7 protein-coding genes and 1 riboswitch are annotated in these 10,972 nt (G+C 29.9%); of the genes, 2 read left to right on the forward strand and 5 right to left on the reverse strand.

Going from position 1 to position 10,972, the window contains the following annotated elements:
• The first annotated feature begins 119 nt into the window (after positions 1-119).
• Positions 120-3,593: a hypothetical protein gene (locus BUA62_RS07980; RefSeq protein WP_072865246.1), complete on the forward strand. Its 3,474-nt coding sequence runs from the start codon at positions 120-122 to the stop codon at positions 3,591-3,593.
• A gap of 15 nt (positions 3,594-3,608) precedes the next feature.
• Positions 3,609-5,558, forward strand: coding sequence for a S8 family peptidase (locus BUA62_RS07985; RefSeq protein ID WP_072865248.1), 1,950 nt, complete (start codon positions 3,609-3,611; stop codon positions 5,556-5,558).
• 78 nt (positions 5,559-5,636) lie between these two features.
• Here the strand turns inward: BUA62_RS07985 and BUA62_RS07990 are convergent, their stop codons facing one another.
• From BUA62_RS07990 to BUA62_RS08010, 5 genes are all read right to left on the reverse strand, one after another.
• Positions 5,637-6,767, reverse strand: coding sequence for an aspartate-alanine antiporter-like transporter (locus tag BUA62_RS07990; RefSeq protein WP_072865250.1), 1,131 nt, complete (start codon positions 6,765-6,767; stop codon positions 5,637-5,639).
• A gap of 9 nt (positions 6,768-6,776) precedes the next feature.
• A complete protein-coding gene (locus tag BUA62_RS07995; protein WP_072865252.1) occupies positions 6,777-7,613 on the reverse strand; it encodes a succinate--CoA ligase subunit alpha in 837 nt (278 codons plus the stop codon).
• Positions 7,606-8,631, reverse strand: coding sequence for an ATP-grasp domain-containing protein (locus tag BUA62_RS08000; RefSeq protein ID WP_072865256.1), 1,026 nt, complete (start codon positions 8,629-8,631; stop codon positions 7,606-7,608). The genes BUA62_RS07995 and BUA62_RS08000 overlap by 8 nt, the downstream gene beginning before the upstream one ends.
• Before the next feature lie 54 nt (positions 8,632-8,685).
• Positions 8,686-8,860, reverse strand: a riboswitch (cobalamin riboswitch).
• Positions 8,861-8,958: 98 nt separating this feature from the next.
• On the reverse strand, positions 8,959-10,431 hold the full coding sequence (locus tag BUA62_RS08005) for a hypothetical protein (RefSeq protein ID WP_072865254.1): 1,473 nt from the start codon (positions 10,429-10,431) through the stop codon (positions 8,959-8,961).
• Positions 10,432-10,672: 241 nt separating this feature from the next.
• Positions 10,673-10,972 (reverse strand): transposase (locus BUA62_RS08010; RefSeq protein ID WP_143148347.1); only part of this gene is annotated, 300 nt, incomplete at its 5' end.

The following is a 10,972-nucleotide window of genomic DNA, read 5'->3' on the forward strand; positions in this document are numbered from 1 at the left end:
ACCTTCAGATAACTTGAAAATCAAAAAAAAATATTGTATAATACAATGTTAAATATTTTGATAATAAAAAGTTTAACTGTTAGTTAAACAAATTAAATTTCATAAAAGGGGGTAGTTGGATGAAGAAAAAAGTTTCATATTTACTAATTTTTGGCTTATTATTTTTGTTGCTTTTTGCATCATGTATTAGGCAACAAACACCTTTGACTATTTCTGTTACAAAAGCTGTAACCGGTATTAATGGTGTTGTGCCTGTAAAATCACCAGTTGATATTAAATGGTCTGTTGCAGGGGTCGATTCTTTTACAGCAAAAGTTGTTGTAAAGTTCGGCAATTCCATAGTTTTTGAAAAAAGTGGTTCTAATTTAACAGAAGTTACTATACCTGAAGATAAGTTCGTAAATTTAGGTGATTATACGTATTACGTTGAAGTAACAGCTGGGGATCAGACAGTTAAAACAAAGGATTTAACTTTTAAGGTTGTACCAAGTGTTAAAGAGGTAAAAATCCTTTCTCAAAATAACACATCTGTATTAAAAGATACTTCAAAAAATGTTTCCTGGGATATTTTATCTTATATTGACGGAAGGGAATATGAATATAAAATAATGTTAAAATCTCCAGGGGAAACAGAATTCACACTTGTAGGAACTACCACAAATAAAACATATGAAATAACAGATTTAGCAACTATAGGTACTTATTCTATGAAAATTGTTGCTGTTGAATTGAATAATATAGAAGTAGAAAGTCCTGAATTTCTTTTTCAAGTTGCAAATTCATTATATGATGGTGAAAATCACTTCCCAGAAATTGGAAATTCTTCTCCAGAAAATAATGCTATTAATGTAGCTTGGGAATATTCTACATTTGATACTAACGCTATTGTTAAATTATCTTGGATGGCAACAGACGTTGATAACGACGCTTTGGAATTTGATGTATATATAGATGATTCTTTTATAGCTACAACAGAAAATACCGAAATTCAATTTGAAGGTTTTTTGCCAGAAGAAAATATTTCTTGGTATGTGGTAGCAAGGGATGAAAAAGGATTTGAAACGAAAAGTCCTGTGTGGTCATTTACACTTAAATCAAATACAGCACCAGTATTTGAAACAGATGTTGCATCTGAAATTGTAAATGATTCTGTCGTTAGGTTTTCATGGGATGCTATTGATAATGATAATGATGAATTAAAATATGAAATATATTCAGGGACTCAGGAAGCTTCAACTTTAATAGACGAAAAATATGCAAATTTCTTCAATACTGAAAATAAAGATGGAAATTATATAATCGTAGCAAAAGATCCATTTGGAGGTATAACAGAAAAAGAATTCATATATACTGCACCTACATCTGAAATAACAGGGAATGCTACTGTTGTAGTTTATGTAACTGATGCAAAATCAGGACCTGCTGTTGCTGAGGCTACTGTAACTGTGAATGGGATAATCGCTAAAACCGATTCAATTGGCATGGCAACTATTACATTAAACTTAACTTCAGATTCAACTTTATTAACTATAGAAGCTACTAAATTAAATCATGCTTTAACAAAGGTTGATGGGTTAATGCTTAAAGTAGGAGAAGTAAAAGATGTTTATATTACATTAAGAAAAGCAGAATTAAATCCAGACCCAGATACGCAAGAATTACCAGAAGTGGATTTTCATGTTTATAAATACAATGATTACTATCTTTGGGCTACAAATGGAGCAACACCTGAAAACAAACCAGAAGCTTTAGATATTGATAATGTTGTAATTAATTACCCTATTTTTGTTGAAGTTACTGCAACTCCTGTGTCAAACGATCATATAAATATTATTTATGCAGCTTTAGGGAAAACACCAGGATCTGGTTTTATGACTGGAGATAGGGGCTATACATCAGGAGCTACGGAAGTGGCGTTTGCATTTAATACCTTTGACTACAATGGGTTAACGGATTTACATATAACAGTTTATGATTACAATGATAATCAAATTGAAATTGTAAAGTATTTAAATATTTTAAATAATAATGACATAGTTCTTCCGAAATATACACCTGCAGATTGGGCATCTCACGGAATGGGAACTAATTTGGATTCTTACACAAGAAGAATGGAAATAGGATTTTATAGTCAAGGAAGCAATATTGAAAAAGCTAATGTAAAAATAAATAATTTAATTAAAAGAAATGTTGAAAATAAGATTAAATTGTTTGAGTCAAAATTTAATAAAAAGTTAGATTATAATATTGAAGCAGCACAACCAAATTCCAATTTATGGGTTGAAGTATGGTGGATCCCTGTTAATTTGTATCCTGATGGGGTATTGTATCAATATCCAAATGGATATAATATATACAGGTCATTTGATGGTATGAATTGGGAAAAAGCAGGATATGTGTCACAATATTCAAAAAATAACTTTATCTTCAGAGACTACAGCCCTAAGTTGGAACCTGGCAAAGAAGTTCATTATGGTGTTACGGCTGTTTATGATGACGGAGAAACAACATTACATTATTTAGGTTCTGTAATTCCGCTTGGTATGTTTGATGTAGAGTTAACCTCACCATCTATGTTATCAACAAACGTTGCAAGAGAACCTATTTTTGAATTCAGACCAAAAGTTTATGATAATTCATTGGATAATGCCACATTTTCATACGCTTTGTGGATTTATGATTTAGTTCAATCTGAACAACATCTTGTACCTATATATTTTGGCGAAGATGGAAATGTATATCAACAAAAGTATGATGTAGTCGGACCTTATTCTTTAGCTGTAAATTATGCTGATCAACAATGGGCATTATTAAGTGCATATGGGGCATCTCTGTACAATGAACCACTTGTTCCAAATAAAACATATTCTTGGGCAATAGATCTTGCATATGCTTATACTCAAAATGATGTATCAAGTGCTATATCAATTTCTATAGATCAGGGATATGGTGTAGATCCATTATTTGGTAGAGTGGATGCTGATGCATTTAACACATTTACAACTGGAACACACTTGACTGATGTTGTATCTATTGCTGATGCACAAAATGCTTTTGTTGCCGGTGATAAAGTTAAATATATAATAGGTTCAGTTGTAGATGCATACAGCAATTATGTATATTTAGAAGATCCTATAACAAATAAGGCATTAAAATTGAAATTTGATTCTAATGTTTATAATGTAAATATCGGTGATATTCTTATTGTAAAAGGCGATATGTATTCAGATACTTTTGGAAAAACATTTGCTGTGAAAAATGTTGAAATACTATTTCAGGAATCTGGAAATGAATTAAATGCTATACCTTTAGATCCTTCTATATTAGAGGAAAATAATATAGGATTAAACCCTTATGCAAGTGCTTTAGTTAGCTCATCAGGAACAATAACAAATATTGATGAAAATGGGTTAAGTCTTGAATATGACACGACAGACAGTACAGCTTCAATATATGTATATAAAGGTGGATCTAATATATTAACTTCAGATGCTACTATTGGAGATAGACTTGATGTGAAAGGTATTTTGAAATATTATAAAACATATTGGGAAATCAGTCTAAGAAGCGACGATGACTGGTCAAAACAATAATAAGGAGGGGTGAATATGAAAAATTTAAAATATATTTTAATAGGTCTTTTATCAATATTGTTCATTTTTGCTAGCTGTCAGACTACTTTGTTGAATCCGAATGAAAATGATAAAGATAACAATGTTGTGTTTAGCGAATTCAATAATGCAGAAATATTTGAAGGAAGAATACTTGTAGGGTATAAAAATAAAGATTCAATTGAAGAAATAAAAAAAGCTTTAAATGGTGTAGTTTATATTGAAATTCCAGAAATTAAGGTTGTTGGAATAAAATTTAACGGAACATTAAAAGAGGCTTATGATAAATTAAAATCATTAAAGCTTGATGGAATTAAATATGTTGAGCCAAGTTTTAAAAGAGATTTAATAGATCCTAAACCTGAAATAATAGATGATACAATTACAAAAAATATAGATGGCGTTTCAGAAGATAGCTTGTGGGGAATGAATAAAATTAACGCTATTGATGCATGGACAGTTGCAACAGGAACAAATGTTATAGTTGCTGTTATTGATACACCAATTGACGCACAACATCCAGATCTAGCTGGTCAATTTGTAACGGGATATGATCCTGTTAGTGGAAATTTAATAATGCCAGATGAAGATTATGATGCTGTGCTTGGTGGCCCTGGTGATAAAGGAGATGATCATGGTACTCATGTTGCAGGAACTATTGCTGCTAAAAAAGATGGAAATGGTGTAGTCGGACTTGCATACGGCGCAAAAATAATGTCAATACCAATATTCCAGCCAGAATATATTGGTGATGCATACGTTGCAGACGGTATTATATGGGCTGTTGACAACGGTGCTCAAGTATTGTCAAACAGTTGGGGTGGCGGAGGATATTCTAAAACTCTAAAACTTGCTATAGATTACGCATTATTCCACAATGCAGTATTTGTTGCAGCAGCAGGAAATGATCATACCGACCAACACTGGCATTATCCTTCTTCATACCCTGGAGTTATAGCTGTAGCTGCTTCAAATGCAAGAGATGAAGTTACAGATTTTTCAAATAGAAGTGATACTATCTCTGTAGCTGCACCTGGAGAAAAGGTTTTATCTACTATTCCAAGACATTCAGCTCAAATATATGGTGTTTATTCAGAACCATATGATTATTGGGCTGGAACATCAATGGCAACACCGCACGTTTCTGCTTTAGCGGCATTATTAAAACAATTACATCCAAATGCAACACCATATCAAATAAAGAAAATGATGGAAAATACTGCAGATGATATAGATATAACAGGTTGGGATCATGCTGCAGGTTATGGGAGAATTAATGCTGCTGCAGCTGTAAATGAAACACTACCATCCACATCGGGAGCTAATTATGATTTTTATGTTATGTCTGGTGATGGAGCGCCATTATCAAATGTATTTATTTCTTTAGTAAGAAAATCAAATTCTGGTTCAAATTATTATGTAACAACAGATGATGGATGGGTTGGGTTGTATTCTGTAGATCCTGGTGAATATACTTTGATTTTAAGTGGTCCTGATTATATGCAATTTGATTCTCTAAATTATAGATCAGAAGAAGCTACAGTATTAACAAAAGATATTACATTAAGTGATGAAAGTACCGAAATTTATTTAGTATTAAAATCAACATTTAAATTAGATATCGCATTAGATTCCACAATAACTGGAGGAGCAGCTTTGTTGGTTACAGATTTTTATTCTGATATAGTCTTAGAACAAGATATTTCAGAAGAAGCCACAGAATTTTCTGCTGATTTATCCGATTTAAGTGGACAATTTAAATTAATAATATACAGAGATGTTACAAAGTCAGCTTCTGAAATAACTTTCTCAGGAATTGCAACAATAAATGGAAACCCAGTTCCTGTTATTGGTATAATTCCAGAAAATGAATCAAAAGGATTTATCGAAGATGCAAGATTTGTAAATTATGCTCCTGCCGGATATATTCCGTGGACTATTTTCTAATGACAAAAAGAGAGGCCTATAGGCCTCTCTTTTTTATTATATAACATTTATACAATAATAAACTGTAACAACTGAAAATTATTTTATCATCATCAAAATCTTATTAAAAATGACCATACCAATAAGAGCAAAGGGATATGTAGCGCCATAACCTATAGCAACCTCTTCAGAATCATTGGAATCTATTGCTGCACCAAGCCCAGGAGTACTAGTCATTCCACCGCATATTGCTCCTGATAATATTATCCAGTTAATTTTCAATATATATTTTCCAAATATCACACCAACAGATATAGATATTATAGCTATAATAAAAGAATATAACATTAAATATAGTGTTTCAATATTTAAATTGCTTAAGGTTTTATAGCCAGATCTTAATCCTACAGAAGAAAGAAACATTAATAATCCAAATTCCTGAAGATTCTTTAAAATATTTTTATTCATCTTAAAGTTAAAAATCCAGAAATTCCCCATTGTTCCAAGAATAAGAGATGACAACAAAATTCCTCCTGTCATTCCCAATTTAAAAGAAACTACTCCAAAATTAAAATTAATATTTCCAAATAATATCCCAATAATTATTACCAGTGAGTAACTTAAAAAATCAAAATTTTTTGCATCTTCTTTTTTTATATTGATTTCTCCAAGCAATTTTTTCTTTTCATCGTTGACATTTATTTTTAATATATGAGGTAATAAATACATAGAAAATATTACAGCCAAAACTCCTGGAACATAACCAAAGGAATATCCTGATATTATATCTTTTTCAAAATTAGGCGCTGTTTCTAACGCTGTTGCTAAACCTGGAGAACTTGTTAATGCACCAGAAAAAAGTCCTACAAAAATATATTTATTATTTGAAGATAAAATAAGTGTTGCTAAAAATCCAGATAAAGTTATAACAAATGCCATAATAATAAATTTAACCCCATATTTTTTTATTATACTTTTTAAATCTTTAGAGGCAATCAACCCAACAGATGATATAAATAAAATTAAAGAAAAAAGGAAAAATTGTTTAAAATCCTTATTCATGCTGTTTATTATTTCTAAGTTATTAGAAAATTGGCTGGTAGTATACCAGCCAATTAATAATCCACTAAACAAGGTTCCAGAACTACCCAATTTAAAGTTCTTTATTTTTATTTTCCCAATTAAAATTCCAGATAATATAGTTAAAAATAGTAAAATATATGTATTCATACGTCCTCCTCATATTAATTCTGGTATATTTTTAATTACTTTTACCCCTAATTTTTTTAATTTTTTTTCTTTATATTCAATGCTCCCTTCATAACCATCCAAAATAGCACCAGCGTGTCCCATTCTTTTTCCTTTTGGTGCTGTTCTGCCTGCAAAAAATACTTTTATATCACCATTATAACCTTTTTTTAATGCATATTCAATACCATTCACTTCATCATTTCCGCCAATTTCACCGATTACTACAACCTTTTTAATATTTTCATTCATTATATATTCCATTGCCTCAGCTACTGATGTACCTATTATTGGATCACCACCTAAACCTATTCCAATTTTAATACCTGTTGAATATTTAGAAAGGTAATTTGAAATTTCATACATTAAAGTTCCGCTTTTTGATATCACTGCAATATCTCCCGGTTTAAATGCTCTTTCTGGCATAATTCCAATTTTTGATATTCCAGGAAATATTACACCAGGGCAATTTGGTCCAATTATTCTAACATCATTATCTTTTGATATTTTGTATATATCAAGCATATCCTGTTGTGGTATATGTTCTGTTATAATAATAATTTTTTTCACCCCAGCATTTATCGCTTCAAAAACTGCATTTTTTGCATAAGGAGCGGGAACAAATACTACTGAAGTATCTACACGAAATTTATTCACTGCATCATACATATTACTTAAAACTTCTACTCTATGTAATTTTTTTATTATATTATTTTTCGAAACACCACAAACAATATTAGTTCCATAATTTAACATTTTTTCTGTATGTAATCTCCCATATTTTCCTGTTATTCCCTGGACACATATTCTTTCTCTTCCATTAATCATGAATTTTCACCATCCTTACTGCATCTAAAATCATAGAATACATGTCTTCATAATAGCTTAATTCATTTTCTTTCAGTATTTTTTTTGCATTTTCCTCATTTGTTCCAGTTAATCGTATAAACAAACTAATTTCTGGATTTTGTTTTTTAAATTCTACTAAACCATTTGCTATTTCATCGCACTTTGTTATTCCGCCAAATATATTTAATATAATTCTTTTTATTCCATAATCCTTTAATAAATTTAGAGCCTGTATTGTAATCTCTTTTTCTGCTCCTCCCCCAAGATCAAGAAAATTTGCAGGTTCTCCGCCAGATAATTTTACAGCATCCATTGTAGCCATAACTATACCTGCACCACAACCAATTATTCCTATATCGCCATTTAATTTAACAAAATGAAAAGGATATTTTTCTTCTAAAAATTCCTTTGCCCATTCTTGTCTAAATATCGCATTATCATCTAAATGCATTACACTATCAAGTGCATATATTACCCCTTCATTATCTTCAACCAATGGATTGATTTCTAATAAAGTTAAATCCTTTTCTCTAAATAATTTTCTTAGATTTGGAATAATTTTTTGTATTTTTTCTGGTAAAAATTTTTCGTAATTTTCAAATGTTGCTTTTATTATACTATTTTTATTTTCTTCTATATCAATTCCTCCATTTTCAGAATATAATATAATAATATCTTTTTTTTCTCTATCTAGAACAAGAGAAATATAATATTCTTTTTCAAAAGGTATCATTTCTTCGATTAGGACACCATATGGTTTCTCACCTTTAATTTCCTTTTTTAACAGGACATTTGCTTTAGATATAAATTCATTTTCATCTTTGGCAAATAATACACCACCTGATTTCATACGACCTCCAACTAATACTTGCGATTTTAATACTGCAGGAAGAAATTTAATTTCAATATCCTTTTCTTCCTTTACTAGGTATGACACTGGAATTCTAATACCATACTCTTTTAAAAATTTTTTCCCTAAAAACTCTTGAACTTTCATATAGCCACCTCCTATAAAAATAAAAATATTATCCCAATTGCCCTCGCAAATGGGATTACCCTGGAATTAAAGGCAGGTCTCCCGACTTCTGGATCTCCCTACTTCCAGCGCCTTCCCAGTTTATACCAGTGGCTTTTGCTGGTTTCGTCCCCAGTCACGGTGGCGGGGCCGTGATGGATTTTCACCGTCTTCCCTATTAAGATTACTCACCTTTAATTCCGGAGGTATTTACTTTTCATCAAAATTGTATCATATAATAAAAATCATATCAAATTAACCAAGTAATAGTTAAAGAAAAAAGCGCCTTTTCAGGCGCTTCATTAATAGTTAAAACACATATTCTTCATTATCTACTTTTACATCTACATTATTTATTTCTACATTATATTTTTTCCCATTTTTTTCATATGTACCTATAAAAACTCCATTATAATATTCTCCATTAAAAAGTCCACCTTTTAATTCTGCATTTTCTATTTTAATCTTACCATCTTCAGTATAAGACAATACTGTTTTATTATTAGAAATACTTTTAACCGCTTTATTTTCTTCTGATACCTTTTCTAAAGTCATGTGGAACCAGGGTACTTTATCTCCTTTCTTTATAGTTAATCCATACACTACAGTAATTTCGTCTTCAGCATCATATGATGTGCGAGTACCATAATATGTAGTTGCACTTTCACCATCCTGTTGTATTTCAGTTACTTCAAAGTATTTGTAATTGTCGTTAGAAATATCCTCAACCTCTTCTAAATTTTCCCATAATGTGAATTTGTTTAAAAAATAATCACCATTTTCATTATGGTCTCTTAAATTATCACTACCATAAGCTGTACCAGAAAATCCATAATGTTGATTATTCTTCTTTCTAAAAACCAATGTTAATTCACTTAATTCTTTTTTCATTCCTTCACTTTTATTTCTTTGGATTGTTTCATATTTATAACGTTCCTTTTTTCTTTCTATTTTTATTATACCACTACCCACATCATCTTTTTCAGCATACCATCTTTCGCTCTCTTTAAAAGAACATTTAGAATAATCGCCGAGATCAAATGTTGATTTTGTATGAATCCACCAAGTCCCTGTAGAATTTTTTGTCGGTTCTTCAAATGAATCAAAAATATAATCATCAATATTTTCCAAAAAGCTTGGAAATTCTTTATTATCATCTAAAAATAGGGAATAACCTTCATCTTCTATATTTCTACAAAAATCAATAACTTCTTCGTGTTCTGTGGATAAATAATATTCATTTTCACTAACATATTTATCAATATATTTGATAATATTTTCATCATAAAAATCAACAATATACCATGCATTTTCACTTACTGTATATTTTTCAATTCGTTCAAAAAGATAAGAAGAAATTTTTGGTAAAATATGTAGCTCAATTTTAAAATCACCATCAATATCAAGTTCTTCATTTCTCTTCATTATGAAATAGGAATAATAATTTGTATCACCATTGTAGTCATCAAAATATCCTTCTTCAGGAACTCTAATCTCATCTCCGGCATTGGATCTGCTGTTGAAAAAAACTAAAGGTGTAGCTTCTCCTATAATCTCAGAAAAAGAACCAGCATTGTATTGGATTGTTTTTGTAACAACAGGCTTTTTTGGAGCAAGACTTTCAAATAATTCAATAACAGATTTGTATTTGTTAACTTCCAACATTTCTTTAGCTATTGTTGCATTAGTTTTTTCTGAAACACCATCATTTTCTTTAACCAAACAACTTGTTAAAGAAACTAATAACAGTAATATTACTAAAAAAACACTTACTTTTTTCATAAAAAACACCCCGCAATAATTATATAATTTTATATATATATTATACTATTTTTTACATATATTTTATATTAAGATAATGTAAAGTGTAAGTTGTTTTTTTCTATATGTTTAAATATATATACATTGATTCTAGAAACTCCAAAAATTGTGATTGTATATATTAATTAAACATCTAATTCTCAACCAATAAATGGCTCTTTCCAAAGTTACTTGAATAAACTGTGATTATGCTTAGATTAGTTTAATTATGTTCAATCAACAGAATTTTATTTTTTAATGTTTCAAATTTACATCTTCCATACATCATTCTTTTTATTAATTTTATTTTGTTTATTTTTCCCTCTGCTAAGCCATTACTATATTCAAATTTTATTGCGTTTTCTACTGCTACAATGTCTCGTTTTATTCCATGTATGAAACTCTGTATCCCTTGAATAGAACTTTTTTCATATTTTTTTATCCAATTATGTAATTTTTCTGTGCTTTTGGAAAATAGCACTTTTTTGAATTCTTTTACTGCTTCATATATTTCTTTTAGATA

Origin of the sequence: Marinitoga hydrogenitolerans DSM 16785 (assembly GCF_900129175.1) — a bacterium.
GTDB lineage: Bacteria > Thermotogota > Thermotogae > Petrotogales > Petrotogaceae > Marinitoga > Marinitoga hydrogenitolerans.

Bases quoted from the DNA above. Each gene is read 5' to 3' on its own strand.
- BUA62_RS07980 (WP_072865246.1), top strand. From the start codon at position 120: ATGAAGAAAAAAGTTTCATATTTACTAATTTTTGGCTTATTATTTTTG.
- BUA62_RS07985 (WP_072865248.1), top strand. From the start codon at position 3,609: ATGAAAAATTTAAAATATATTTTAATAGGTCTTTTATCAATATTGTTC.
- BUA62_RS07990 (WP_072865250.1), bottom strand. From the start codon at position 6,767: ATGAATACATATATTTTACTATTTTTAACTATATTATCTGGAATTTTA.
- BUA62_RS07995 (WP_072865252.1), bottom strand. From the start codon at position 7,613: ATGATTAATGGAAGAGAAAGAATATGTGTCCAGGGAATAACAGGAAAA.
- BUA62_RS08000 (WP_072865256.1), bottom strand. From the start codon at position 8,631: ATGAAAGTTCAAGAGTTTTTAGGGAAAAAATTTTTAAAAGAGTATGGT.
- BUA62_RS08005 (WP_072865254.1), bottom strand. From the start codon at position 10,431: ATGAAAAAAGTAAGTGTTTTTTTAGTAATATTACTGTTATTAGTTTCT.